23 protein-coding genes are annotated in these 24,236 nt (G+C 71.6%); 18 read left to right on the forward strand and 5 right to left on the reverse strand.

Annotation, left to right across the window (positions count from 1 at the left end):
• Positions 1 to 85: 85 nt before the first annotated feature.
• Complete coding sequence (locus ACIRD7_RS19185; RefSeq protein ID WP_403454493.1) at positions 86 to 751, reverse strand: N-acetylmuramoyl-L-alanine amidase; 666 nt, start codon at positions 749 to 751, stop codon at positions 86 to 88.
• A 60-nt stretch (positions 752 to 811) separates the two neighbouring features.
• Between ACIRD7_RS19185 and mnmA the strand changes: the two genes are divergently transcribed.
• Positions 812 to 1,942 (forward strand): tRNA 2-thiouridine(34) synthase MnmA, encoded by a 1,131-nt coding sequence (mnmA, locus tag ACIRD7_RS19190; protein ID WP_403454495.1) that lies wholly within the window; start codon positions 812 to 814, stop codon positions 1,940 to 1,942.
• A gap of 47 nt (positions 1,943 to 1,989) precedes the next feature.
• On the opposite strand, the gene ACIRD7_RS19195 is transcribed toward mnmA, so the two are convergent.
• Together ACIRD7_RS19195 and ACIRD7_RS19200 are read right to left on the reverse strand one after the other, a co-directional pair.
• Entirely contained in the window at positions 1,990 to 2,769 is a 780-nt protein-coding gene (locus tag ACIRD7_RS19195; protein WP_403454498.1) for an alpha/beta fold hydrolase, read from the reverse strand.
• A 37-nt stretch (positions 2,770 to 2,806) separates the two neighbouring features.
• Positions 2,807 to 3,130 (reverse strand): DUF427 domain-containing protein, encoded by a 324-nt coding sequence (locus ACIRD7_RS19200; RefSeq protein WP_403454500.1) that lies wholly within the window; start codon positions 3,128 to 3,130, stop codon positions 2,807 to 2,809.
• Positions 3,131 to 3,181: 51 nt separating this feature from the next.
• On the opposite strand from ACIRD7_RS19200, the gene ACIRD7_RS19205 reads away from it, so the two are divergent.
• From ACIRD7_RS19205 to ACIRD7_RS19225, 5 genes are all read left to right on the forward strand, one after another.
• Entirely contained in the window at positions 3,182 to 3,721 is a 540-nt protein-coding gene (locus tag ACIRD7_RS19205) for a TIGR00730 family Rossman fold protein (protein WP_403454502.1), read from the forward strand.
• Between the two features lie 18 nt (positions 3,722 to 3,739).
• Entirely contained in the window at positions 3,740 to 4,438 is a 699-nt protein-coding gene (locus ACIRD7_RS19210; RefSeq protein ID WP_403454505.1) for an SDR family oxidoreductase, read from the forward strand.
• A gap of 49 nt (positions 4,439 to 4,487) precedes the next feature.
• Positions 4,488 to 5,495, forward strand: a complete 1,008-nt coding sequence (locus ACIRD7_RS19215) for a methionine synthase (protein WP_403454508.1) — start codon at positions 4,488 to 4,490, stop codon at positions 5,493 to 5,495.
• Positions 5,496 to 5,509: 14 nt separating this feature from the next.
• Positions 5,510 to 7,705 (forward strand): NAD-dependent DNA ligase LigA, encoded by a 2,196-nt coding sequence (gene ligA / locus ACIRD7_RS19220; protein ID WP_403454511.1) that lies wholly within the window; start codon positions 5,510 to 5,512, stop codon positions 7,703 to 7,705.
• A gap of 273 nt (positions 7,706 to 7,978) precedes the next feature.
• On the forward strand, positions 7,979 to 10,213 hold the full coding sequence (locus tag ACIRD7_RS19225; protein ID WP_403454513.1) for a putative bifunctional diguanylate cyclase/phosphodiesterase: 2,235 nt from the start codon (positions 7,979 to 7,981) through the stop codon (positions 10,211 to 10,213).
• 144 nt (positions 10,214 to 10,357) lie between these two features.
• Here the strand turns inward: ACIRD7_RS19225 and ACIRD7_RS19230 are convergent, their stop codons facing one another.
• Positions 10,358 to 10,945 carry a TetR/AcrR family transcriptional regulator gene (locus ACIRD7_RS19230; RefSeq protein WP_403454516.1) on the reverse strand — a complete coding sequence of 196 codons (588 nt, stop codon included), beginning with the start codon at positions 10,943 to 10,945 and terminating at the stop codon, positions 10,358 to 10,360.
• A gap of 87 nt (positions 10,946 to 11,032) precedes the next feature.
• Between ACIRD7_RS19230 and ACIRD7_RS19235 the strand changes: the two genes are divergently transcribed.
• The 6 genes from ACIRD7_RS19235 to gatB all read left to right on the forward strand — a co-directional run bounded on the left by ACIRD7_RS19235 (position 11,033) and on the right by gatB (position 15,709).
• A complete protein-coding gene (locus ACIRD7_RS19235; RefSeq protein WP_403454519.1) occupies positions 11,033 to 11,404 on the forward strand; it encodes a DUF4267 domain-containing protein in 372 nt (123 codons plus the stop codon).
• A 49-nt stretch (positions 11,405 to 11,453) separates the two neighbouring features.
• Complete coding sequence (locus tag ACIRD7_RS19240; RefSeq protein WP_403454522.1) at positions 11,454 to 11,948, forward strand: cupin domain-containing protein; 495 nt, start codon at positions 11,454 to 11,456, stop codon at positions 11,946 to 11,948.
• Positions 11,949 to 12,147: 199 nt separating this feature from the next.
• On the forward strand, positions 12,148 to 12,444 hold the full coding sequence (gene gatC / locus ACIRD7_RS19245) for an Asp-tRNA(Asn)/Glu-tRNA(Gln) amidotransferase subunit GatC (protein WP_007384860.1): 297 nt from the start codon (positions 12,148 to 12,150) through the stop codon (positions 12,442 to 12,444).
• A 5-nt stretch (positions 12,445 to 12,449) separates the two neighbouring features.
• Positions 12,450 to 13,943 (forward strand): Asp-tRNA(Asn)/Glu-tRNA(Gln) amidotransferase subunit GatA, encoded by a 1,494-nt coding sequence (gene gatA, locus ACIRD7_RS19250; protein ID WP_403454524.1) that lies wholly within the window; start codon positions 12,450 to 12,452, stop codon positions 13,941 to 13,943.
• Positions 13,940 to 14,179 carry a hypothetical protein gene (locus ACIRD7_RS19255; protein ID WP_403454526.1) on the forward strand — a complete coding sequence of 80 codons (240 nt, stop codon included), beginning with the start codon at positions 13,940 to 13,942 and terminating at the stop codon, positions 14,177 to 14,179. The genes gatA and ACIRD7_RS19255 overlap by 4 nt, the downstream gene beginning before the upstream one ends.
• 15 nt (positions 14,180 to 14,194) lie before the next feature.
• The gene (gene gatB / locus ACIRD7_RS19260) at positions 14,195 to 15,709 is read left to right on the forward strand and encodes an Asp-tRNA(Asn)/Glu-tRNA(Gln) amidotransferase subunit GatB (protein ID WP_403454527.1); all 1,515 of its coding nucleotides are present in this window, start codon (positions 14,195 to 14,197) and stop codon (positions 15,707 to 15,709) included.
• 59 nt (positions 15,710 to 15,768) lie between these two features.
• On the opposite strand, the gene ACIRD7_RS19265 is transcribed toward gatB, so the two are convergent.
• A complete protein-coding gene (locus ACIRD7_RS19265; protein WP_403454529.1) occupies positions 15,769 to 16,581 on the reverse strand; it encodes an SAM-dependent methyltransferase in 813 nt (270 codons plus the stop codon).
• Positions 16,582 to 16,768: 187 nt separating this feature from the next.
• Between ACIRD7_RS19265 and ACIRD7_RS19270 the strand changes: the two genes are divergently transcribed.
• The 6 genes from ACIRD7_RS19270 (at position 16,769) to ACIRD7_RS19295 (ending at position 24,235) form a co-directional block, all read left to right on the forward strand.
• Positions 16,769 to 17,143, forward strand: coding sequence for a hypothetical protein (locus ACIRD7_RS19270; protein ID WP_403454532.1), 375 nt, complete (start codon positions 16,769 to 16,771; stop codon positions 17,141 to 17,143).
• 210 nt (positions 17,144 to 17,353) lie between these two features.
• Complete coding sequence (locus tag ACIRD7_RS19275) at positions 17,354 to 19,582, forward strand: MMPL family transporter (protein WP_403454534.1); 2,229 nt, start codon at positions 17,354 to 17,356, stop codon at positions 19,580 to 19,582.
• Positions 19,560 to 20,135: a GNAT family N-acetyltransferase gene (locus ACIRD7_RS19280; RefSeq protein WP_403454536.1), complete on the forward strand. Its 576-nt coding sequence runs from the start codon at positions 19,560 to 19,562 to the stop codon at positions 20,133 to 20,135. Before ACIRD7_RS19275 ends, ACIRD7_RS19280 begins: the two co-directional genes overlap by 23 nt.
• A gap of 35 nt (positions 20,136 to 20,170) precedes the next feature.
• A complete protein-coding gene (locus tag ACIRD7_RS19285; protein WP_403454538.1) occupies positions 20,171 to 20,716 on the forward strand; it encodes a hypothetical protein in 546 nt (181 codons plus the stop codon).
• Positions 20,717 to 20,921: 205 nt separating this feature from the next.
• Positions 20,922 to 21,104, forward strand: a complete 183-nt coding sequence (locus ACIRD7_RS19290; RefSeq protein ID WP_403454541.1) for a hypothetical protein — start codon at positions 20,922 to 20,924, stop codon at positions 21,102 to 21,104.
• Positions 21,105 to 21,184: 80 nt separating this feature from the next.
• On the forward strand, positions 21,185 to 24,235 hold the full coding sequence (locus ACIRD7_RS19295; protein ID WP_403455101.1) for an AAA family ATPase: 3,051 nt from the start codon (positions 21,185 to 21,187) through the stop codon (positions 24,233 to 24,235).
• Position 24,236 lies beyond the last annotated feature (1 nt).

Here is a 24,236-nt window from a genome sequence, read left to right on the forward strand (position 1 = left end):
ACCTAGGTGTGCTGTCCCGGGACCTGGGCCGTGCCCGAGATCTGGGTCGTGTCCGCGACCTGGGCCGTGCCCGCGACCCGGGCCGTCACGCGGGAGCCGTACGCGCCGCCCGTACGAGCTTCATGTACCGGTCCCAGTCCCAGTGCTCCCCGGGATCGGTGTGGTCCGTCCCCGGCACCTCCACGTGCCCGATGATGTGCTCGCGGTCGACGGGGATGTCGTAGCGCGCGCATATCCGGGCCGTGAGGCGGGCCGAGGCCTCGTACATCTCGTCCGTGAGGTCCTGCGGCCGGTCCACGAAGCCCTCGTGCTCGATGCCGACGCTGCGTTCGTTGTAGTCGCGGTTGCCCGCGTGGTACGCCACGTCCAGCTCGCGGATCATCTGCGTGACGTGGCCGTCCTTGCGGACGATGTAGTGCGCCGCCGCACCGTGTTCAGGGTCCTGGAAGACCTTCACCGCGCTGTCGTAGCTGCCCTGGGTGACATGGATGATCACCATGTCTATGCCGTAGTCGTCGGGCCGGTCCGCCCGCCGCCAGTTCGCGTCCGACGCCGCCACCCACCGCGCCCCGGCGAAGTCGACCTCGCCGTCCTTGCGCGGCTTCTCCACGCCCGGCACCCGCCACCACAGGCGCGCCAGCTCGTCGCGGGCCAGCACGGCCGTGCCCACGGCGGCCGCCGTCCCGCCGATGAGCAACGCACGGCGCCCGACCTTCCGGTCGCCGTCCTTCGAAGCCTTCCGCTGTCCCATGTGATCGTCAACGGATACTCGCGGGCCCTGGTTCCCGCCTCCCCGTACCCTGGAAGGGTTATGACTGACACCGCGCAGCCCTCCCGCCCCCTCCGCGTCCTCGCCGCCATGTCCGGCGGGGTCGACTCCGCCGTCGCCGCCGCCCGCGCCGCCGAAGCGGGCCACGACGTCACCGGCGTCCACCTCGCGCTCTCCGCGAACCCGCAATCCTTCCGCACGGGCGCGCGGGGCTGTTGCACCATCGAGGACTCCCGCGACGCCCGCCGCGCCGCCGACGTCATCGGCATCCCGTTCTACGTCTGGGACCTCGCCGACCGCTTCCGCGAGGACGTCGTCGAGGACTTCGTCGCCGAGTACGAGGCCGGCCGCACCCCGAACCCGTGCCTGCGCTGCAACGAGAAGATCAAGTTCGCCGCTCTGCTCGACAAGGCCCTCGCCCTCGGCTTCGACGCGGTCTGCACGGGCCACTACGCGCAGGTCGTCCTGCGCGAGGACGGCACGCGCGAGCTGCACCGCGCCTCCGACATGGCCAAGGACCAGTCGTACGTCCTCGGCGTCCTGGACGACAGGCAGCTGGCGCACGCGATGTTCCCGCTCGGCGACACCGTGACGACGAAGGACGAGATCCGCGCGGAGGCCGAGCGCCGGGGCCTCGCGGTCGCCAAGAAGCCCGACTCGCACGACATCTGCTTCATCGCCGACGGCGACACCCAGGGCTTCCTCGCGAAGCGCCTCGGCAAGGCGGAGGGCGACATCGTCGACGAGTCGGGCACCCGGCTCGGCACGCACGAGGGCGCGTACGGCTTCACGATCGGCCAGCGCAAGGGCCTGCGCATCGGCACCCCGGCGCCGGACGGCAAGCCGCGCTACGTCCTGGACATCTCGCCCGTCGACAACACCGTGACGGTGGGCCCGGCGGCCTCCCTGGACGTCAGCGCCCTCACCGCCGTCAAGCCCCGCTGGTGCGGCGCCGCTCCGACCGGCCCCGGCACCTACACCGCCCAGCTGCGCGCCCACGGCGGCGAGACCGAGGTGACCGCGGAGCTCGTCGACGGCGAGCTGGAGGTCACGTTCAGCGAGCCGGTCCGCGGCGTCGCCCCCGGCCAGGCGGTCGTCCTGTACGACGGCACGCGCGTGGTGGGGTCGGCGACGATCGCGTCGACGGTACGGGCCACGCCGACGGCCGTCTGAGGGACGGGAGGACGGGGCAGACGGGGCTGGTCAGCGGCCGGTCCCGCTCACGCCCCGAAGAACTCCACCAGCACCGGCCCCAGCACCTCGGGCTCCACCATGTGCGTCTGTCCCGGAAGACTCCGGTACGAGCCGTCGGGCACGGTCTCGGCGATCACGCGTGCCGCCTCCCGCATCCACGCGGGGCTCGCGTCGCCGGCGACGGACAGCACCGGGACCGTGATGGACGCGAGCCGTTCCCGGGGGACCAGGCCGTCGCCCATCACGGCGTTGTCGTAGGCCAGGCTCGGCGCGATCGTCTCCATGCCGCGCCACAGGGGGGACTGGCGGGCGCCCTGGATCATCTGCTCGGCCATCCCGGCCAGCCGCAGGAACAGCTCGACCGCGTCCCCGGGACGCCCCTCGTCGAGCGCCTCGGTCAGGCGCTCGGTGTACTCGGCCCGCTCCTTCGCGCCGCCCTCGTAGACCGCGAACGGCACCTCGTACACCGCGACCTGACGCACCGGCAGCCCGCTCGCCGCCGCTTCGAGCGCGAGCGCGCCGCCCGAAGAGGTGCCGTACAGCGCGGCCTCCCCGCCCACCGCCTCGATCAGCGCGGCGAGGTCCTCGACCTCGCGCTCCACCGCGTACGGCGCCGTGTCACCGCTCTCACCGCGCCCGCGCCTGTCGTACACGACGACCTTGAAGCGGTCCGACAGGGGCACGGCCAGTGGTGCCACCGTGCCCCCCGTGGACATCGCCCCGCTGATCAGGATCACCGCCGGGCCCTCGCCGGTGATCTCGTACGCGAGGGAGGTGCCGTCGGCCGACATGGTGTTCATATCCATGTCTGTGGAGATTGCCGTACGGCACGGAACTAATCACTCACGACACTTCGACTTCGTAGAAGCAGAGGTGGTCCTTGATCTCCGCTACGTCCGGCTTCGGGTCCGGATAGGCCCAGACGAGGTCCGCCGCGTCCGGCAGCGACCAGTAGGAGGCGGTTCCCTTGAAGGGGCAGTAGGTGTGCGTCTCGGAGGGCTTCAGCAGGTCGAGCCGTACGTCCTCGGGCGGGATGTAGTAGCGCACGGGACAGCCCGTCTCCCGCAGGACGAGAGGCCGGTCGCTCTCCGCGAGGACCTGGCCGCCGTGCACCACCCGCACGCGCCGCGTGCCCTGCTCGATCGTGATCGTGTGTCCATCAGCCATGACAGCGAAAGCGCTCGCGGGCGCCCGGTTCTTCCCGCGTACGGTGGCCTCATGCGAATCTGCGTCTTCCTCTCCGCCGCCGACCTCGACGACCGCTACACGCGCCCCGCGCGTGAGTTCGCGAAACTGCTGGGCAAGGGCGGGCACACGCTCGTGTGGGGCGGCTCCGACGTCGGGCTGATGAAGGTGGTCGCCGACGGCGTGCAGGAGGCCGGAGGGCGGCTGTGCGGGGTCTCGGTGGACTTCCTGGCGGCCAAGGCGCGTCAGGGCTCGGACGAGATGGTGATCGCCGGGGACCTCGCGGAACGCAAGATGCTGCTGCTGGAGAAGGCCGACGCCGTGGTGATCATGGTCGGCGGCACGGGGACCCTGGACGAGGCCACGGAGATCCTGGAGCTGAAGAAGCACGGCCACACGGACAAGCCGGTGGTCCTGCTCAACACCGCGGGCTTCTACGACGGCCTGAAGGAGCAGTTCCGCCGCATGGAGGACGAGGGCTTCCTGCCTCGCCCGCTGACCGACCTGGTGTTCTTCGCGGAGGAGCCGGTGGGCGCGCTGGCGTACCTGGAGGAGAGCCGGGGGATCGAATGACCTCCCGTTGATGCGAGCATGGCGGGCATGGCTACACATGTGATCACCGGAGCCGGTTCCGGCATCGGCGCGGCCGTCGCCCGCCGCCTGCACGCGCGCGGGGACGAACTCGTCCTCCACGCGCGCGACGCGGGCCGCGCGAAGGAGCTGGCGGCGGCGTTCCCCGGCGCGAAGACGCTGGTCGGCGACCTGGCCGACCCGGACAAGCTGTCCTGGGCCTTCTCGCACCAGTCACTTCCGGACCGGGTGGACTCCCTGCTGCACATCGCCGGCGTCGTCGACCTCGGCCCGGTGGGCGACCTGACCCCGAAGTCCTGGCGTCACCAGCTCAACGTCAACCTGATCTCCCCGGCCGAGCTGACCCGTCACTTCCTCCCCCAACTCCGCGCCGCCCGCGGCCACGTGATCTTCGTGAACTCCGGCGCCGGCCTCAACGCCCACGCCGACTGGTCCGCCTACGCCGCCTCCAAGCACGGCCTGAAGGCCCTCGCGGACTCCCTGCGCCACGAGGAGCACGGCAACGGGGTCCGCGTGACCTCCGTCTACCCGGGCCGCACCGCCAGCCCCATGCAGGCCAAGGTCCACCAGCAGGAGGGCAAGGAGTACGACGCCGCGAAGTGGATCGACCCCGAGTCGGTGGCGACGACGATCCTGACGGCCCTGGACCTGCCGAGGGACGCCGAGATCAACGACCTGACGGTGCGCCCGGGGCGGTGACCCCCTCGTCCGGTGCGGCGCGGGCCGAAGGGTTACATACGCTGTCCAGGTGAGTGACAACAGCCAGTTCACCTTCGCCCCCGCCACCGGCGTCGGCTCCCTGCCCGGCGGCGACGCCCGTGAGGCCGCCAAGACGGCCACCGGGTCCTTCGAGGACTTCCCGTTCCTCGCCGAACTGCCCGCCCGCGGCCCCGGCGCGGACATGATCGGCCGGACCGCCGGGATGCTCGCCGAGCTGTACGCGCGCGTGGAGCCCAGCGGATGGCGGATCGGGGACCGGCCGGGCCGGGACACCAGGCGGGCCAGGTCCTGGCTGGGGGAGGACCTCGATGCCCTGGAGGAGTTCACCCAGGGATACGAGGGTCAGCTCAAGGTCCAGGCCGTGGGGCCCTGGACGCTCGCGGCCGCGCTGGAGCTGAAGAACGGTGAGGCCGCCCTCTCCGACGCCGGCGCCTGCCGCGACCTCACCGCCTCGCTCGCGGAGGGACTGCGCCAGCACCTCGCGGAGGTCCGCCGCCGCGTCCCCGGCGCCCAGGTCGTCCTGCAGTTCGACGAGCCCTCCCTCGTCGCCGTGCTCCGCGGCCAGGTCAGGACGGCCAGCGGCTACCGGACCCACCGGGCGGTGGACCGGCAGATCGTCGAGGCCGGCCTGCGCGACGTCGTCGGGGTTCACGGCGGCGGCCCGGTCGTGGTCCACTCGTGCGCACCGGACGTCCCGTTCGCCCTGCTGCGCCGGGCGGGCGCGGCGGCGATCTCCTTCGACTTCTCGCTCCTCACCGAGCGTGACGACGACGCCATCGGCGAGGCGGTGGAAGGCGGCACCCGGCTCTTCGCAGGTGTCGTCCCGGGCACGGACGGCCGATTGTCAGACCCTGCCGGTAGCGTCATGGGTGTCAGGACGTTGTGGCGCAGGCTGGGACTGTCACCGGGGCTTCTCGCGGAGGCCGTCACGCTCACGCCGTCGTGCGGACTCGCGGGGGCTTCCCCCGAGTACGCGCGCAAGGCTCTCGCCCACTGCGTCCGGGCGGCGAGATCCCTCGCGGACAACCCAGAGTAACGGGAGGACACACGGTGGCCGGCGACAAGCAGGCGGAGACGACGGCGGTGCCCGCCGAGGCCCGCGAAGAGCACGCGCAGCTGGCGGAGCAGGTCGAGGAGCACCGCTTCCGGTACTACGTGAAGGACGCTCCGGTCATCAGCGACGCGGACTTCGACAAGCTGCTGAAGACGCTGGAGGCGCTGGAGGAGAAGCATCCGGAGCTGCGCACACCGGACTCGCCGACGCAGAAGGTCGCGGGGGCGTACGAGACGGAGTTCACGGCGGTCGAGCACCGCGAGCGGATGCTCTCGCTGGACAACACCTTCAACGACGACGAAATGGCCACCTGGGTCGACCGCATCGCGCGTGAACTGGGCGAGCAGGAGTACCACTTCCTGTGCGAGCTGAAGGTCGACGGCCTCGCCGTCAACCTCACCTACGAGCACGGCCGCCTCACCCGCGCGGCCACCCGCGGCGACGGCCGCACCGGCGAGGACATCACCCCCAACGTCCGCACGATCGCGGAGATCCCCGACCGCCTGCGGGGCGACAAGGTCCCCGACCTGGTGGAGATCCGCGGCGAGGTCTACTTCCCGATGGAGAAGTTCCTCGACCTCAACGAGCGACTGGTCGCCGCGGGCGACAAGCCCTTCGCCAACCCGCGCAACGCCGCCGCCGGTTCGCTGCGCCAGAAGGACCCGCGGATCACCGCCACCCGCCCGCTGCACATGGTCGTCCACGGCATCGGCGCCCTGGAGGGCTTCACCGGCATGACCCGCCTCTCCCAGGCCTACGACCTCCTCAAGACCTGGGGCCTGCCCACCTCGGTGCACAACAAGGTCGTCGACGACCTGGGCGGCGTCCGGGAGTTCATCGCCTACTACGGCGAGAACCGCCACTCCGTGGAGCACGAGATCGACGGAGTCGTCGTCAAGCTCGACGAGATCCGCCTCCAGGGCCGCCTCGGCTCCACCGCGCGGGCCCCGCGCTGGGCGATCGCGTACAAGTACGCGCCGGAAGAGGTCAACACCAAGCTCGTCGACATCAAGGTCGGCGTCGGCCGCACCGGCCGGGTCACCCCGTACGCCCAGGTGGAGCCGGTCACGGTCGCGGGCAGCGAGGTCGAGTTCGCGACGCTGCACAACCAGGAGGTCGTCAAGGCCAAGGGCGTCCTGATCGGCGACACCGTGGTCATCCGCAAGGCCGGCGACGTCATCCCGGAGATCCTCGGCCCGGTCGTCGACCTGCGGGACGGCAGCGAGCGGGAGTTCGTGATGCCGAGCGAGTGCCCCGAGTGCGGCACCGCGCTCAGGCCCATGAAGGAGGGCGACATCGACCTGCGGTGTCCCAACGCCCGTACCTGCCCGGCCCAGTTGCGCGAGCGCGTCTCCTACCTCGCGGGCCGCGAGTGCCTGGACATCGAGCACTTCGGCGGAGTGGCCGCCGCGGCGCTCACCCGCCCACTGGAGCCGGCCGACCCGCCGCTGGTCGACGAGGGCGACCTGTTCGACCTGACGGTGGAGAAGCTGCTGCCCATCAAGGCCTACGTCCTCGACCCGGACAGCGGTCTGCCCAAGCGGGACCCCAAGACGGGCGAGGAGAAGGTCGTCACGGTCTTCGCCAACCAGAAGGGCGAGCCGAAGAAGAACACCCTGGCCCTGCTGGAGCACATCGAGGCGGCCAAGCAGCGCCCGCTCGCCCGGTTCCTCAACGGCCTGTCCATCCGCCATGTCGGCCCGGTGGCGGCGCAGGCCCTCGCGCGCGAGTTCCGCTCGGTCGACCGCATCGAACAGGCCACCGAGGAGGAGCTGGCGGCCACCGACGGCGTCGGTCCCATCATCGCCGCCGCGCTCAAGGAGTGGTTCGCCGAGGACTGGCACCGCGAGATCGTCCGCAAGTGGAAAGCCGCCGGGGTCCCGCTGGAGGAGCAGTCGACCGGCGAGGACGAAGGCCCGCGCCCGCTGGAGGGGCTCACGGTCGTCGTCACCGGCACGTTGGAGCACTTCACGCGCGACGGGGCCAAGGACGCGCTCCAGAGCCGCGGGGCGAAGGTAACCGGTTCCGTTTCGAAGAAGACATCCTTCGTTGTCGTGGGTGACAGCCCCGGGTCCAAGTACGACAAGGCCATGCAGCTCAAGGTGCCTGTTCTGAACGAGGACGGCTTCAACGTCCTGCTGGAGCAGGGCCCCGAGGCGGCGGCCGAAGTTGCGCTCCCGAACGAGCAGTAGCGGTTGAAGGCACCCTGATCGGCGCATACCAGATGCATACGGGTGGCTGGGGCGCATTCGGGCAACCGTCGACGACCGCTGCCCGTAGGAGCCTTCTGCGGCCTACTGTTGAGATATGCGCCTGCCGTGCCCAACTGCGGTTGGGGCATCTCCTTGGCTCTGAAGGGCTTTGAAGGGCGAGGGGAAGGGTTTTCCAACGCGGTGCCGTTGAAGGTTGTTGTCGGGCATCGGGGCCGCGTGGCGTGGGCACCGCCGGGTGTGAGAGGGACGGGAATGGAACCGACCGAGAGCGCCGCCCCGCGCTCACGGCTGCGCCGGATCGCCGGCGCATGGCGGGGGTGGGCGGCGCGGACCGCGGAGCGTTCGCGCGCGGAAAGAGGCGCGGGGAGCGCCGCCGGGCCGCCCGGCGTGGTGGACGGGCGTACCGTCGTGCCGCTCGGCGTGGAGCACACCGCCGGGCTGCCGGACTCCGACCACGAACGGCACCTGTCCTGGCCGGCGCTGCCCGCGGCGGTCGTCGCGGCGGCCGGGTTCGTCCTGGGCGCCGGGTTCTACCGCGCGTTCACCGACAACCACGCCCTCTTCCCGTCCGGCACCGTCGGCTGGTCGCTGGCCGTGCTGACCGGCATCATCGTCGGCCACCTGGTAGCCCTCGGCCGGGCCCGCTGGTGGGGCGGCACCGGATCCGGCGCCGCCCTGACCATCGCCGTGCTGATGCTCTACGGCTGGGTGCCCGCCGGCATGGTCAGCCTCACCGTCGTCGTCCTGGTCGGCGTCGCCCGGCGCAACCGCTGGCGCCAGGGTGTGCTGCACGGCGCGGTGGACATCCTCGGCATCGCCGCCGGAGCGTTGGTGCTGGCGGCCTTCGGCAGGGTGCCCACCGTCGAGACCCCCTGGAACCCGGACACCTGGACGCTCTACACCGCCCCCGGGGTGGTGCTCGTCGCCGCCGCCTACCTCGCGGTCACCCGTGTCCTGCTGTGGTACCTCCAGGCCCCGCGCGGCGGCCTGCCCACCGTCGAGCGCACCGCGCTGGTGCGCCAGGGCCTGGTCGCGGTCGCGCTGCTCGGCATCGCGCCGCTGGTGTGTGTCGTCGCCATCGCCAAGCCCCTGCTGCTGCCGCTGTTCGCCATCCCGCTCGTCGCCCTCGACTCCACGCTGTGGATAGCCCGGGCCCGGGCGGAGGAGCAGTTGCGCGACCCGCTGACCGGGCTGCCCAACCGGCAGTGGCTGCTGGAACGCATCTGGACGGCGCTCGACGACGCCGAGCGCATCGGCGCCCGGTCCGCCCTGATGCTGATCGACCTCGACCGGTTCCGGTCGGTGAACGACACCCTCGGTCATCTGGCCGGTGACCGGCTGCTGTTGCAGATAGCGGACCGGTTGCGGCTCGCCCTGCCGCGCGGAGCGGAGGCCGCGCGGCTCGGCGGTGACGAGTTCGCCGTCTTACTACCGGTCGCCGACTCCACGACGTCCGCGACCCGCGTCGCCCGCGGCCTGGTCACCGCCCTCAGCTCCCCGCTCGACCTCGACGGCCTCACCCTGGTCCTGGAGGCCAGCGCCGGCGTCGCCGTCTTCCCGGACCACGCCCTCGACGCCGAGGGGCTGCTGCGGCGCGCGGACGTGGCGATGTACCAGGCGAAGCGCGACCGCACGGGCGTGGAGGTCTACGAGTCCAAGCGCGACTCGAACACCCCCGACCGGCTGGGCCTGCTGGGGGATCTGCGCCGAGCCCTCGACGCGCACGAGGTCGAACTGCACTACCAGCCCAAGGTCCGCTTCGACGGCCAGGTCGCGGGGCTCGAGGCCCTGGTCCGGTGGGTGCACCCGGAACGCGGCAAGGTGCCGCCGGACGAGTTCATAGCGATCGCCGAGTCGTCGGGGCTGATGCCGCATCTGACGGAGTACGTGCTGGAGACGGCGCTGGCGCAGGTGGCCCGCTGGCGGGCCCAGGGGCTGTATGTGCCGGTCGCGGTCAACGTCTCACCCCGTGACGTGCACACACCCGGCTTCGCTGGCTCCGTCGCCGCCCGGCTCGCCCGGCACGGGGTCCCGGCGGGAGCGCTCCAACTGGAGATAACGGAACACGTGCTGCTGGAGGACCCGCAGCGCGCCGCGGACACGCTGGCCGGACTGACCGGCCACGGCGTCAAGATGTCGCTGGACGACTTCGGCACGGGCTACTCGTCGCTCGTGCACCTCAGACGGCTGCCGGTGAGCGAGCTGAAGATCGACCGGTCGTTCGTGGCCCGGCTCGCGGTGGACAACGAGGACGCCGAGATCGTGCGCTGCACCGTGGACCTGGCGCACTCGCTGGGGCTGCTCGTGGTCGCCGAGGGCGTCGAGGACGACGAGACGTGGGAGCGGCTTCGGGACCTGGGCTGCGACGCCGTACAGGGGTGGCTGGTGGCCGCGGCCATGCCGCCGGAGGAGACGACGGCGTGGCTGCTGGCGCGAGGGTCGCGAGGATGGCAGCGGCCGCGCGCGGCACTGCCGGCCGCCGAGTAGGTCTCCTGTGGGCGCCGCGACGGGTGGTGCGGCGGTTGCGGCGCCGCCGTGGCCGGTCGCGCCCACGCGGCGGAGCCGCACATCGGTCTAGCCCCGCGCCCCCTTCAGGGCGGTGTCCAGCCGCAAGCCGGCGCCGATTCGGGTTCAGCGATCCGCCCCCGCGGTGAAGTGTCCGATCAGCAGCGCCAGCCTCCGCTCATGATCCCTCTCCGGTAGCCGCCCGCTGCGCATCAGCGTCACCAGGCCGTGCAGGCCCGCCCAGTACGTCTCCGTGAGCGCCCCGAGGTCCTCGCCCTCCTCGGCGATCGGCTCCACCGCCGCCGCGATCTCCCCGAAGGCCCGCTTCAGCGGCTCCGGGGCCTCGTCCGTGGCGAACGGCAGGTCCACCCGGTAGGTGAACATGGCGTCGTAGAGCGCTGGCCGCCGCCGGCCGAACGCCGTGTAGGTCTCGCCCACCGCCGCCAGCGCCGCGCGGGTGCCCTTCGCCGCCGTACGGGCCGTGTGCAGTTCGTCCGCCAGGTCGGCGCAGCCCTGCACCGCGACCGCCGCCATGATCGCGTCCTTGCCCTTGAAGTGGCTGTAGAGGACGGGCTGGCTGTACTCGATCTCGGCCGCGAGCCGGCGGGTCGTCACCGCGTCCCAGCCCTCCGTCTCCGCGAGTTCCCGTGCGGCCGTGACGATCAGCCGCTCGCGTTCCGCTCGTTCGCGCTCCTTGCGCGTCTGAATCGACATGCCAGAAATTCTAGCAGCGCTAGCGTGACTGTCGATGCTCTGCTAGCTTCGCTCTTGTCCCTAGCGGTGCTAGCGAGGAGTCAAGACATGACCGTGACCGCGTACACCCTGGCCGTCGTGCTCAACCTGTTCTGCCTGTTCCTCGGCTACCGGTTCCTGCTCCAGCCCGCCTCGGCCGCCACCGGCTACGGCGTCCCGGCCCGGCCGGAGGGCGACGCCGGCGCCTATCTCTCCGTCAAGGGCCTGCGGGACGGCACCTTCGGCGTGGTGGGCCTGGCGCTGCTGTTCTTCGTCGGCGCCCGCGCCGAGGCCTGGTTCATGCTCGCCGTGGCACTCATCCCGCTCTTCGACACACTGATAGTGCTGCGGCACGGCGGAGCGAAGGCGGTGGCCTTCGGCGTTCACTTCGCCACGGCGGTCGTCGTCCTCATCAGCGCCGTCCTGCTCTTCCTCGTCTGAGTGCCTCGACACCACCGACCACACCGATCTCGCACCGGAGGTTCGAGACATGTCGATGTTCGTTCCGAAGTTCGACGAGACCGTGATCGTCCGTGCGGCCGAGGCCGAGACGGTCGGCCGGGCGCCCACCACCGTCCGGCTGCTGGCCGACAGCAGCCGGACCGGCGGGGCGCTGTCCACTCAGCGCGTCACGCTCACCGGCGGCGCCGACGGCGCCAAACCGCACTGGCACGACAACTCCGCCGAGATGTTCCTCCTGCTCGACGGCGCCGCCGAGATCCTCTCGGGCGACGAAGTCGTCACCGCCGGGCCCGGCGACGTGGTCGTCGTGCCGCCCGGCAAACCGCACGCCTTCGCCGCCGTACCGGGCGCCGACGCCGACCTGCTCATCGTCATCACCCCGGGCGTCGAACGCTTCGAGTACTTCCGCCACCTCCAGCGCATCGCCCTGGGCGAGGCCACCGCGGAGAGCCTGCTGGAAGTGCAGGAGCTGTACGACAACCACTTCATGAAGAGCGAGGTCTGGGAGCGCCGCCGCGGGTGACGACGAGCGGGGCGGGGGAAACCGTTTCACGGCCACCACTCCCCGCCCCATAGGATTGGGGCTAGTCGTCCCGTTCCCGTCTGTCGCGCGACGCCCGGCACGCACGCTCGCCGCGCGACCCGCCCTCCGGGCGGACGACGGGAACGGGACGACTAGCCCCAGCCCCAAACCACACACACTCACCCCAGAGGATCGCTGCATGCCTGGCATCACGCGCGAGGAGGTCGCCCACCTCGCACGGCTGGCGCGTCTGGAGCTGAAGCCCGAAGAGCTCGAGCACTTCGCGGGACAGCTGGACGACATCATCGGCGCGGTCGCACGCGTCAGTGAGGTCGCCGACCAAGACGTACCGCCGACCTCGCACCCGCTCCCGCTGACGAACGTCATGCGGGCGGACGAGGTCCGTCCGTCGCTCACCCCCGAGCAGGCGCTCTCCGGCGCCCCGGCCCAGGAGCAGCAGCGTTTCAAGGTGCCGCAGATCCTGGGGGAGGACTAATCGCCATGACGGACATCATCAAGCTCACGGCCGCCGAGACCGCCGAGAAGATCGCCTCCGGCGAGCTCACGGCCGTGCAGGTCACCGAGGCCCACCTCGCCCGCATCGAGGCCGTCGACGAGAAGGTGCACGCCTTCCTGCACGTCGACCGCGAGGGTGCGCTCGCCCAGGCCCGTGCCGTCGACGACAAGCGCGCCAAGGGCGAGAAGCTCGGCCCGCTGGCCGGCGTCCCGCTCGCGCTGAAGGACATCTTCACCACCGAGGGCATTCCGACGACCGTCGGTTCGAAGATCCTCGAGGGCTGGATCCCGCCGTACGACGCGACGCTCACCAAGCGCCTCAAGGCCGCCGACGTGGTCATCCTCGGCAAGACCAACATGGACGAGTTCGCCATGGGGTCGTCGACGGAGAACAGCGCCTACGGGCCGACCGGCAACCCGTGGGACCTCACCAAGATCCCCGGCGGCTCCGGTGGCGGCTCCTCCGCCGCGCTCGCCTCCTTCCAGGCCCCCCTCGCCATCGGCACCGACACCGGCGGCTCCATCCGCCAGCCGGCCGCCGTCACCGGCACGGTGGGCGTGAAGCCGACGTACGGCGCGGTCTCCCGCTTCGGCATGGTGGCCTTCTCGTCCTCCCTCGACCAGGGCGGCCCCTGTGCCCGTACGGTCCTGGACGCGGCCCTGCTGCACGAGGTCATCGCCGGGCACGACCCGCTCGACTCCACCTCCATCGACGCCCCGGTCCCGCCGGTCGTCGAGGCCGCCCGCAACGGCAGTGTGCAGGGCATGCGGGTCGGCGTCGTCAAGCAGTTCCGCGGCGAGGGCTACCAGGCCGGCGTCATCCAGCGCTTCGACGAGTCCGTCGCGCTGCTGAAGGAGCTCGGCGCCGAGATCGTCGAGCTGGACTGCCCGTCCTTCGACCTCGCCCTGTCGGCGTACTACCTGATCGCGCCCTCCGAGTGCTCCTCCAACCTCGCCCGCTTCGACGGCCTGCGCTACGGCCTGCGGACCGGCGACGACGGCACGCACTCCGCGGAGGAGGTCACCTCGCTCACCCGCGAGGCGGGCTTCGGCCCCGAGGTCAAGCGCCGCATCATGCTCGGCACGTACGCCCTGTCGAGCGGCTACTACGACGCGTACTACGGCAGCGCCCAGAAGGTCCGCACGCTCATCACGCGCGACTTCGAGAAGGCCTTCGAGCAGGTCGACGTCATCGTCTCCCCGACGACGCCGACCACCGCCTTCGCGATCGGCGAGCGCGCCGACGACCCGATGGCGATGTACCTCGCCGACCTGTGCACCATCCCGACCAACCTCGCGGGCAACGCCGCCATGTCGCTGCCCTGCGGCCTGGCCCCGGAGGACAACCTCCCCGTCGGCCTCCAGATCATCGCCCCGGCGATGAAGGACGACCGTCTCTACAAGGTCGGGGCGGCCGTCGAGGCGGCCTTCGTGGAAAAGTGGGGGCACCCGCTCCTGGAGGAGGCACCGTCGCTGTGAGCAAGCTGTCCAAGGCGAAGGACTTCAAGAAGTCCAAGTCCGGTCTGTACCTGTCCATGGCCACCACCGCGTTCGGTGCGGTCACCGTCGCCAAGCAGGCCAAGAAGGCCCGCGTGGAGAGCGACACGCTGCGCCTGATCGACGCCGCCGTGTCCGCCGCCGCCATCGTCACCGGCCTCGCCATCCTCTACCGCGAGCTGAAGCGGCTGGGCGACGACGACGTCCTGCTGGGCTGAGAGGGAAGTTTCACCGTGACCACCACGACCGACCTGGTGTCGTACGAGGACGCGCTGGCGTCGTACGACCCCGTCATGGGCCTCGAGGTCCATGTCGAACTCGGCACCAAGACCAAGATGTTCTGCGGGTGCTCCACGGAGCTGGGTTCCGACCCCAACTCGCAGACCTGCCCCACCTGCCTCGGCCTGCCCGGCGCGCTCCCGGTCGTCAACGCGACCGGAGTCGAGTCCGCGATCAAGATCGGTCTCGCGCTGAACTGCGAGATCGCCGAGTGGTGCCGCTTCGCCCGGAAGAACTACTTCTATCCGGACATGCCGAAGAACTTCCAGACCTCCCAGTACGACGAGCCGATCGCCTTCAACGGCTACCTCGACGTGCAGCTGGAGGACGGCGAGACCTTCCGCGTGGAGATCGAGCGCGCCCACATGGAGGAGGACACCGGCAAGTCCACCCACGTCGGTGGCGCCACCGGTCGTATCCACGGCGCCTCGCACTCGCTGCTGGACTACAACCGCGCCGGCATCCCGCTCATCGAGATCGTCACCAAGCCGATCGTCGGCGCGGGCGAGCGTGCTCCCGAGGTGGCGAAGGCGTACGTCCGTGAGCTGCGCGAGGTCATCCGGGCGCTCGGCGTCTCCGAGGCCCGCATGGAGATGGGCCAGATGCGCTGCGACGTGAACCTGTCGCTGCGCCCGAACGGCACCGAGAAGTTCGGTACGCGTTCTGAGACGAAGAACGTCAACTCGCTGCGGTCCGTGGAGCGCGCGGCCCGCTTCGAGATCCAGCGGCACGCGGCCGTGCTCAGCGGCGGCGGGACGATCGTCCAGGAGACCCGTCACTTCCACGAGGACACGGGGTCGACGACCTCGGGCCGCGTGAAGGAAGAGGCCGAGGACTACCGGTACTTCCCCGAGCCGGACCTGGTGCCGGTGGCCCCCACCCGTGAGTGGGTCGAGGAGATCCGGGCGGCCCTGCCCGAGCTGCCGCTGGCCCGTCGTACCCGGCTCCTCGAGGAGTGGGGCATCACGGCCCTCGACATGCAGGCGATCCTCAACGCCGGCGCGCTGGACCCGATCGTCGCCACGATCGACGCCGGTGCCGACGCCGCCTCCGCCCGCAAGTGGTGGATGGGCGAACTGGCGCGCAGCGCCAACGAGTCGGGCAAGTCGCTGGACGAGCTGTCCATCACGCCGGTCGAGGTCGCCCGCGTCTCCGAGCTGGTCTCGAAGGGCGACCTGAACGACAAGCTGGCCCGCCAGGTCATCGAGGGCGTCCTCGCGGGCGAGGGCACCCCGGACGAGGTCGTCGACAAGCGCGGTCTGAAGGTCGTCTCCGACGAGGGCGCCCTGGGTGCCGCCGTCGACGAGGCCATCGCCGGCAACCCGGGCATCGCCGACAAGATCCGCTCCGGGAAGGTCGCCGCGGCCGGCGCCCTGGTCGGCGCGGTCATGAAGGCGACCCGGGGCCAGGCCGACGCGGCCCGCGTCAAGGAGCTGATCCTTGAGAAGCTGGGCGTCAGCGAGGGCTGAGACTCAGTGAGTACGGCCCCGGAGGCAGGTCCTCCGGGGCCGTCGTGCTGCTCAGGGGCTCACTTACGGCGCCCTACGAGCCGTACGAAGCCCAGCGCGCGCCCCTCGTCCCGGCGCACCATCTCGCCGACCCGGCGGGCCATCGTGCGATGGAACTCCTCCGGGCTCTCCTCGGCGACGACGTCGCACCACAGCAGCCAGTCCCGCCAGCCGTCCGGCTGCCAGTCGGCGGTCTCGACCTCGACGGCGCCACCGCGGGTCCAGTGCCGCCGCCACCACTCGGGGGAGTGGAAGCACCAGTAGTCGGGCTCCCAGTAGGGCTTCAGATGCTCCGGCGGCTCGATGCCGGCCGGCTCCTCGCGCAGGGCCGGTACGACGACCCCGATCCGCCCGCCCGGCTTCAACAGGCGGGTGAGCGTGGGCAGATACAGATCGTCGGTGCCGAAGTACTGGTACGCGTCGACGCTCACGATCGCGTCGAAGCCGCCCTCGGCGAACGGCAGGTCGTGCGCCTCCACGCGTACCGGCAGCACCCGGTCGGCGAAGCCGGCCTCGGTGACACGGCGGGCGTTGTCGTCGGGTTCGATCCACAGATCGGCGGCGGTGACCTGGGCGTCGTACTCCCTGGCCAGGAAGACGGAGGTCATCGCCCGGCCGCAGCCCAGGTCGAGGACGCGGGCGCACGGGCGCAGGGTGTCCAGACCGAGGGCGGGGGCCAGCCACTCCAGCAGCCAGAGTGCGTTCGGGCCCATCTGGTTCTCGACGACCCAGCGGGCGTCGTAGCTGTTGCTGCGCGGGTAGCGGGCGTGGGTCAGCCGCTTGGCGAGATCCTCATCCGAGGGCCCCATCGTCGGCGGGATGGTGTCTGGCATCGGTGAACGGGCTCCTTGAGTCCGGGGAAGCGGAAAGGGATACGGAGGAGCTCGATCGGACGCTCAAACAATGCACCTGCCCAGGTCGGCGGCGGTGTGCCGCACTACGGTCGAACCTCGGAAGCTAGCAGTCCGCCAGGCGGTCCGGCATCTGGTTTCCCCGCGCGACGCGCTACGCTCGCCCGCCATGAGTGGACGCGGTGATTCCGAGATAGCCGACACGGGGGAGGAACGGTCCGAGGCGCCCGAAGGCGTACTCGACGAAGACTTCGACGACGAGCGCGACGAAGACCTCGAAGACGCCGGGGATCCGGCGCAGGTGGCGCGCCGGGCCCGCTGGACGGCGGTCGTGACCGGGGTGCTCCTCGCCCTCGCCGGGCTGGCCGCGGCGGTGGGGCGGGCGAACGGCTCCGCCCCGGCCCTCGTCCCGGCCGCCTACGCCGTCGGCGCCGCCGTCTGCGCGCTGGCCGCGTTCCTCGGCTCGCGGGGGCGCACCCGCCGGGCGCTCTGGCTTCTGGTCACCGGCGTGATGGTGATGGCGCTGGGAGATCAGTTCGACTGATGTGAATGACGTCACGCGGGAACGACAGAGTGACCGTTACTGTCCTGTGATCTGCCTCCCACTCCTGTGAATAAACCCACGAACGGGGCAAACGATCTCCAGCGCCTGCGAGAGTTTGCTTCACATCGCTCATGCGTTCTTTGCGGGCTGTTCACTTCATGAACGACTGATCCCGGCCAAAGATCCACAAATCGCCCCGGGAGCACGTTCGTGGCAGCTCTTGCACGCTGGTGTGTTCAACGTCGCCTCGTCGCCGTACTGCTCTGGTTGCTCGCCTTCGGCGGGGTCACCGCGGCCGCCGCGGTGACGGGCTCCGCGTACTCGAACGACTACCAGGTCCCCGGCACCGAGTCGGGCCGCGCCACCCAGCTCCTGGAGGACGGCTTCCCCGGCCTCGGCGGCGACAGCGACACCGTTGTCTGGCACACCGCGTCCGGCACCGTCCGGGCCGCCGACGTCGAACAGACCATGACGCGCACCCTGGACGAGATCGCCGAACTGCCCGGCGTCGCTGCCGTCGGCAGCCCGTACGACAAGCAGGGCGCCGCCCAGGTCAGCGAGGACGGGAAGACGGCGTACGCCACCGTCGCCTTCGACGACAGCGCCGAGAACCTCGACCGCGGCGAGGCGCGGGCCGTCGTGGACACGGCCAAGGACGCCGAGGCGGACGGGCTCCAGGTGGAGCTGGGCGGCAGCGCCGTCGCCCTCACCGAGTCCTCCGGCGGGCATGTCGCCGAGGTCGTCGGAGTGGCCGTCGCCGCCGTTGTGCTGTTCCTCGCCTTCGGCTCGCTCGCCGCCTCGCTGCTGCCCATCGCCACCGCCCTGGTCAGCGTCGGCACCGCGTACGCCGGGATAGCGCTCCTCGGGCACGCGATGACCGTGGCGGACTTCGCGCCCATGCTCGGCATGCTGATCGGACTCGGCGTCGGCATCGACTATGCCCTGTTCATCGTCACCCGGCACCGGCGCGGGCTGAAACGCGGGCTGCCCGTCACCGAGTCGATCAGCAACGCCGTCGCGACCACCGGACGGGCGGTCGTGTTCGCGGGCGCGACCGTGTGCATAGCCCTGCTCGGCATGCTGATCCTGCGGCTCAGCTTCCTCAACGGCGTCGCGATAGCCGCCTCGCTGACCGTGGTCCTCACCGTCGCCGCCTCCGTGACCCTGCTGCCGGCCCTGCTGTCCTTCATCGGCATGCGCGCCCTCAGCCGGCGCGAGCGGCGTCGCCTGGCCGAGCACGGGCCCGAGCCCGAAGTGCCGACCGGGTTCGCCGCCCGCTGGTCCGCGTTCGTGGAGCGCCACCCCAAGGCGCTCGGCGCCATCGCCCTGGCCGTCATCACGGTCCTCGCGCTGCCCACCCTCGGCCTGCGCCTGGGCACCTCCGACCAGGGCAACGACCCCGAGACCTCCACCACCCGCCAGGCCTACGACCTCCTCGCCGACGGCTTCGGACCCGGCGTGAACGGCCCGCTCACCCTGGTCACCGAGGTCGACGGCGGTGACGACAAGCTCGCCCTGGACAACCTCGACGCCACCCTGCGGGGCACCGAGGGCGTCGCGGCGGTGACCCCGGTGACGTACAACGCCGGCGGCGACACCGCGTACCTCACCGTCGTACCGGAGTCCTCCCCGCAGTCGCGGCAGACCAGCGACCTCGTGGACCGGCTGCGCTCCGAGGTGCTGCCCCGCGCCGAGACCGGCACCTCGCTCGATGTGCAGGTCGGCGGCATGACGGCCGGCTACGACGACTTCGCCGACGTCATCGTCGGCAAGCTGCCGCTGTTCGTCGGGGTCGTCATCGGCCTGGGCTGCCTGCTGCTCCTGCTCGCCTTCCGGTCGGTCGGCATCCCCCTGAAGGCCGCCGTGATGAACGTGGCCGCCGTCGCCGCCGCCTTCGGTGTGGTCGTCGCGATCTTCCAGTGGGGCTGGGGGAGCGAGCTGCTGGGGCTCGGCCGCGCCGGGCCGATCGAGCCCTTCCTCCCCGTGATCATGGTGTCGGTGCTGTTCGGGCTCTCCATGGACTACCAGGTCTTCCTGGTCAGCCGGATGTACGAGGAGTGGCTGGAGACCGGCGACAACCGGCGGGCCGTACGGATCGGCCTCGCCGAGACCAGCCGGGTGATCAACTCCGCCGCGGTCATCATGATCTCCGTCTTCCTCGCCTTCGTCCTCAGCGGCGACCGCGTGATCGCCATGTTCGGCATCGCCCTGGCCGCCGCCGTCGCCCTGGACGCCTTCGTCCTGCGTACGCTCCTCGTCCCCGCCCTCATGCACATGCTCGGCGGCGCCAACTGGTGGCTGCCGCGCTGGCTCGACCGGCGCATGCCCCGCATCAGCATCGAGCCGCCCGAGACCAGGGCCGCGCATGAGAGGCTCACCGACGTCGTGGCGGAACTGGAGAAGGAGCAACGGGGCGATGTACGCGATACCGCTGGGTGACGACGGAGCCGAGCTGAGGCCCCTGGAGCCGTGGCACGCCGAGGAGTTCCTCGCGAACCTGGAGCGGGGCCGGGAGTTCATCGGGCAGTACATCCCGTTCGGCTCGAACGCCACCGACCTGGCGTCCGCGCGGGAGACGCTCCAGCGGTACGCCGACATGCGCGCGGCGGACACGGCCGCGTACCACGGCATTTGGCTGGACGGGAAACTCGTCGGCGGCGTCCTCACGCTGAACTTCGACGCCGCGGCAGGCAACTGCGAGGTCGGGTGCTGGCTGGAGCCCGCCGCGACCGGACGCGGGCTCATCACCCGGGCGATGCGGGTGCTCATCGACTGGGCCGTCGAGGAACGCGGCATCCACCGCGTCGAATGGGTCGCCGCCTCCGGCAACACGCCCAGCCTGAACGTCGCCCGGCGCCTCGGCATGACCCGCGACGGCGTACGCCGGCAGGCCCACCCCTATCGTGGGGTGCGGCATGACCTGGAGGTGTGGTCGATCCTCGCCCCGGAGTGGCGTGAAGTACGCGCGCGTGCCGCACACAACGATCATTAAGACACCTCTCAGGAAGCGTCCGTACGGTGCGAGACATGGGAACGAAGACAGTGGACGAGACCGTGACCGAGGCCAAGACCGACGACGAGAACGTGGACGTCACCAAGGCGACCGAGGCCGAGGCCGCGGACGCCGACGGGGGCGAGCACGAGGATGAGGTGACCGCCGAGGCAACGGAAGCGGGACCCTCCGACGTCGGCCAGGGCGCGGGAGCCGTCGTCTCCGCCGCGCTCGGCCTCGTCTCGCTGACCGGCGGCTGGATCGGCACGGTCGCCGCCGCGCGCGAGACGCTCATCGGCCAGCTGGAGACCGCTTCCAACGCGGGCGTCGCCACGCAGATCAAGGAGGTCTACGGCGATGCCTGGCAGACCTCCGCGCTGTGGGCCGGCGTGTTCGCGCTGGCCGCGCTGATCGTCGGCGTCGTCGTGCTGGCCCGTCCCGCGTTCGGCACGCCCGGCAGGCCGCAGACCGCGTGGATCAAGTCGGTCGCCTGGGGCGGCGTCGCGCTCGGCGTCATCGGCCTGCTGCTGGCCGTGCTCAAGTACACCGACGCACTGCTCGGCCTGCCCTCGGCGGGCTGAGTCACCGCAGTTCCCAAGGGGCCTCAGAGCCGCCGTAAGCACCTTAGACGGCGCACTGAGGCCCCTTCGGCGCGTCTAAGGCCCGGCACCGGGCCGAAGATGCGGAACTCTCCCGATGTGGCGGAGCGCCCTGGGAGAGGAAGGTGGAGGCATCGCGGAAAGCGACGCTGAAACCGCCTCTCACCAGGGAAAACGAGGAACCGTCATGTTCGAGTTCGAGCTCCACAACCTCCGCACCGCCGAACTGATCCGCCAGGCCGAGCACGACCGTCTGGTCCGCGAGGCGCTCCGCGTCCGCCGTGCCGCGAAGCACGCCGGCGAAGGCGCCGCGGAGCCGGAGACGCATACCTCCCGCCTCCGCAGGCACCGGCACCCACGTGCCGCGTGATGATCGCCGGCCGTCGGCTCCCGGCGGCCCTGGCACCCGGCGCGGCGAAAACCGCTGCCCTGCCGTCCGCGGCGCGTGACATGCTCAGGCCCGTGGAGAGCAGGTCCGTCAGTCCCGTGTTCGTCGGCCGCACAGCCGAGTTGGAGACGCTGAACGACGCGCTCGCCCGCGCATCCGCGGGCGAGCCGCAGGCGTTGGTGATCGGCGGCGAGGCGGGGGTGGGCAAGACCCGGCTCGTCGAGGAGTTCGCCGGAGCCGCCGCCCGCCAAGGCGCTGTCGTCGTGCTCGGCGGCTGCGTCGAGATCGGCGCCGACGGGCTGCCCTTCGCCCCGTTCTCCACCGCGCTGCGCGCCCTGCGCCGTGAACTGCCCGGGGAACTCGCCGCCGCGGCCGCCGGCCAGGAGGAGGAGCTGGCCCGGCTGCTGCCCGAGTTGGGCGAAGCGGCGCCCGCCCGCGGAGCGGACCGCTCCGACGAGGAGGGCATGGCCCGCCTCTTCGAGCTCACCGCCCGCCTCCTGGAACGCGTCGCGGCCGGCCGTACGGTCGTCGTCGCCCTGGAGGACCTGCACTGGGCCGACGCCTCCACCCGCCATCTGCTCGCCTACCTCTTCCGCACCCTGCGCACCGGCCGCCTCGTCCTCCTCGCCACCTACCGCTCCGACGACATCCACCGCCGCCACCCGCTGCGCCCCCTCCTCGCCGAACTCGACCGGCTGCGCACGGTCCGCCGCATCGAGGTCGGCCGGTTCAACCGCGCCGAGGTCGGCCGCCAGATCGCCGGGATCCTCGCCCACGAACCCGACCCCGCCCAGGTCGACGCGATCTTCGAACGCTCCGACGGCAACGCCTTCTTCGTCGAGGAACTCGCCGTCGCCGCCCACGAGGGCAGCCGCACCGGCCTCACCGACTCCCTGCGCGATCTGCTCCTGGTCCGGGTGGAGAGCCTGCCCGAGAGCGCCCAGCGGGTCGCCCGGATCGTCGCCGAGGGCGGTTCGACCGTGGAGTACCGGCTGCTCGCCGCCGTCGCACGGCTCGCCGAGGACGACCTCATCGAGGCACTGCGGGCCGCCGTGGGCGCCAACATCCTCCTCGCCGCGCCCGGCGGCGACGGCTACCGCTTCCGGCACTCCCTGGTCCGCGAGGCCGTCGGCGACGACCTGCTGCCCGGTGAACGCTCCCGCCTCAACCGCCACTACGCCGAAGCCCTGGAGGCCGACCCGACGCTCGTCCCGGCCGGCGAGCGCGTCATGCGGCTGGCCAGCTACTGGTACCACGCCCACGACCCCGCCAAGGCCCTGCCCGCCGTCCTGGACGCCTCCGTCACCGCTCGCCGCCGGCACGCCCACGCCGAGCGACTGCGGCTGCTGGAACGCGCGATGGAACTGTGGGAGGCCACCCCCGAGGACATCCGCGCCACCCTGCGCCCCGTCGACTACGCCGAGGTCTACCCTCCCTGCGGCTGCGACCCCGCCACCACACCCCTGCGCTACCTCGACCTGATGGCCGAGGCCGCCGTCGCCGGACGGCTCTGCGGGGAGCGCGAACGCGCCCTGAAGATCACCAAGCGGGCCCTGCACCAGCTGGAGGACGGCGGTGACCCGCTGCGCGCCGCCTGGTTCTGGGTCCAGCGCTCCCGGCTGGTCCAGGCGCAGGCCCGCGGCGACGGCTGGAAGGAACTGGGCACCGCGCAGGAACTGGTGCGCGGCCTGCCGCCGTCCGAGGTCCACGCCGAGGTGCTGGCCGCCGCGGCCAATTGGTCCATGCTGCGCGCCCCCGGCCCCGACGCCATGTCCGCCGCCGAACGGGCCGTCGAGTACGCGCGCATGGTGGGCGCCGAGGACATCGAGCTCAACGCGTGTCTCACGCTCGGCGTCCTCATGGTCGACGCCGGCGACATCGAGACCGGACTGGCCCAGATGTACGAGGTCAAGGACGAGGTCCTCGCCCGGGGCCTCACCGCCGTCGTGGGCCGCAGCCATGTCAACCTGCCCTCCGTGCTCGAAGGCGTCGGCCGCTCGCAGGACGCCGTCCGCATCCTGCGCGAGGGGCTGGGCCTCACTCAGGAGTGGGGCCTGCGTGACTCCGAGGCATGGATGTGGGCGAACCTCGCCGAGTCGCTGATCTCCCTGGGCCGCTGGGACGAGGCCGTCGAGGCCGCGGTGAACGCCCAGCGCACCGGGCAGTCGGCCAAGCCGCGCGGCGGCGGCTCCAACCGCCTCGCCCACCTCGCCCTCGTGCGCGGCGAGATCGACGAGGCGTCCCACCACCTCGCCGCCGCCCGCGCCTCCTACGGCACCCACGACCCCATGCCGCAGAACGACCTGCCGATGTCCTTCCTGGCCCTGGGCATCGCCGCCGCCGAGGGCCGCCTCCTCGACGTCCGCGCGGAGGCCGACCGAGCCCTCGACGCCGGCTTCCCGACCGGCACCCAGCGCTATGCCTGGCCCCTGCTCCTGGCCGCCGCCGTCGCCGAGTCCGACGCCCGCGCCCAGGCGCTGCCCATCGCACAGACGGGCCGCGCCGCCTTCCTGGAACGGCTCTTCGAGGCCGTCCGCACGCTCACCACCGGCGCGCCGCTGTGGCTGGCCTACGAGCAGTGGACCCGAGCCGAACTCGACCGCGCCGCGGGCCGGGTCGCCCCCGACACCTGGTCGGACGTGGTCACCGCCTTCGAGACGCTGGAGCGCCCCTACGACCTCGCGCAGGTCCGCCACCGACTCGCCGAGGCCCTGCTCGCCCTCGGCGGCGACGACGAACGCGCCCGCGCCACGGAACTGCTGCGCCTCACCCACGCCACCGCCGCCCACCTCCGCGCCCGCCCCCTCCTCGACGCCACCACGCACCTGGCCCAGCGCGCCCGCCTCAGCCTCACGACGGCCCCGCCCCCGCCCGACCCGGCCGGCTCCTTCGGTCTCACCACCCGCGAACGGGACGTCCTGCGCCTGGTCTCCGCCGGCCGCACCAACCGCCAGATCGCCGAGGAACTCTTCATCTCCCCGAAGACCGCCAGCGTCCATGTCTCGAACATCCTCGGGAAGCTCGGTGTCTCGGGGAGGGGCGAGGCGGCGGCGGTGGCGCATCGGACGGGGCTTTTTCCGGCCGAAACACTCGCCTCGGGGACGAAGGGCTGAG

Origin of the sequence: Streptomyces sp. NPDC093568, assembly GCF_044764945.1 — a bacterium.
In the GTDB taxonomy this organism is placed as follows: Bacteria; Actinomycetota; Actinomycetes; order Streptomycetales; family Streptomycetaceae; genus Streptomyces.

Coding starts and splice junctions, on each gene's coding strand:
- ACIRD7_RS19185 (WP_403454493.1), bottom strand. CDS start 751: ATGGGACAGCGGAAGGCTTCGAAGGACGGCGACCGGAAGGTCGGGCGC.
- mnmA (WP_403454495.1), top strand. CDS start 812: ATGACTGACACCGCGCAGCCCTCCCGCCCCCTCCGCGTCCTCGCCGCC.
- ACIRD7_RS19195 (WP_403454498.1), bottom strand. CDS start 2,769: ATGGATATGAACACCATGTCGGCCGACGGCACCTCCCTCGCGTACGAG.
- ACIRD7_RS19200 (WP_403454500.1), bottom strand. CDS start 3,130: ATGGCTGATGGACACACGATCACGATCGAGCAGGGCACGCGGCGCGTG.
- ACIRD7_RS19205 (WP_403454502.1), top strand. CDS start 3,182: ATGCGAATCTGCGTCTTCCTCTCCGCCGCCGACCTCGACGACCGCTAC.
- ACIRD7_RS19210 (WP_403454505.1), top strand. CDS start 3,740: ATGGCGGGCATGGCTACACATGTGATCACCGGAGCCGGTTCCGGCATC.
- ACIRD7_RS19225 (WP_403454513.1), top strand. CDS start 7,979: ATGGAACCGACCGAGAGCGCCGCCCCGCGCTCACGGCTGCGCCGGATC.
- ACIRD7_RS19230 (WP_403454516.1), bottom strand. CDS start 10,945: ATGTCGATTCAGACGCGCAAGGAGCGCGAACGAGCGGAACGCGAGCGG.
- ACIRD7_RS19235 (WP_403454519.1), top strand. CDS start 11,033: ATGACCGTGACCGCGTACACCCTGGCCGTCGTGCTCAACCTGTTCTGC.
- ACIRD7_RS19240 (WP_403454522.1), top strand. CDS start 11,454: ATGTCGATGTTCGTTCCGAAGTTCGACGAGACCGTGATCGTCCGTGCG.
- gatC (WP_007384860.1), top strand. CDS start 12,148: ATGCCTGGCATCACGCGCGAGGAGGTCGCCCACCTCGCACGGCTGGCG.
- gatA (WP_403454524.1), top strand. CDS start 12,450: ATGACGGACATCATCAAGCTCACGGCCGCCGAGACCGCCGAGAAGATC.
- ACIRD7_RS19265 (WP_403454529.1), bottom strand. CDS start 16,581: ATGCCAGACACCATCCCGCCGACGATGGGGCCCTCGGATGAGGATCTC.
- ACIRD7_RS19270 (WP_403454532.1), top strand. CDS start 16,769: ATGAGTGGACGCGGTGATTCCGAGATAGCCGACACGGGGGAGGAACGG.
- ACIRD7_RS19280 (WP_403454536.1), top strand. CDS start 19,560: ATGTACGCGATACCGCTGGGTGACGACGGAGCCGAGCTGAGGCCCCTG.
- ACIRD7_RS19285 (WP_403454538.1), top strand. CDS start 20,171: ATGGGAACGAAGACAGTGGACGAGACCGTGACCGAGGCCAAGACCGAC.
- ACIRD7_RS19290 (WP_403454541.1), top strand. CDS start 20,922: ATGTTCGAGTTCGAGCTCCACAACCTCCGCACCGCCGAACTGATCCGC.
- ACIRD7_RS19295 (WP_403455101.1), top strand. CDS start 21,185: ATGCTCAGGCCCGTGGAGAGCAGGTCCGTCAGTCCCGTGTTCGTCGGC.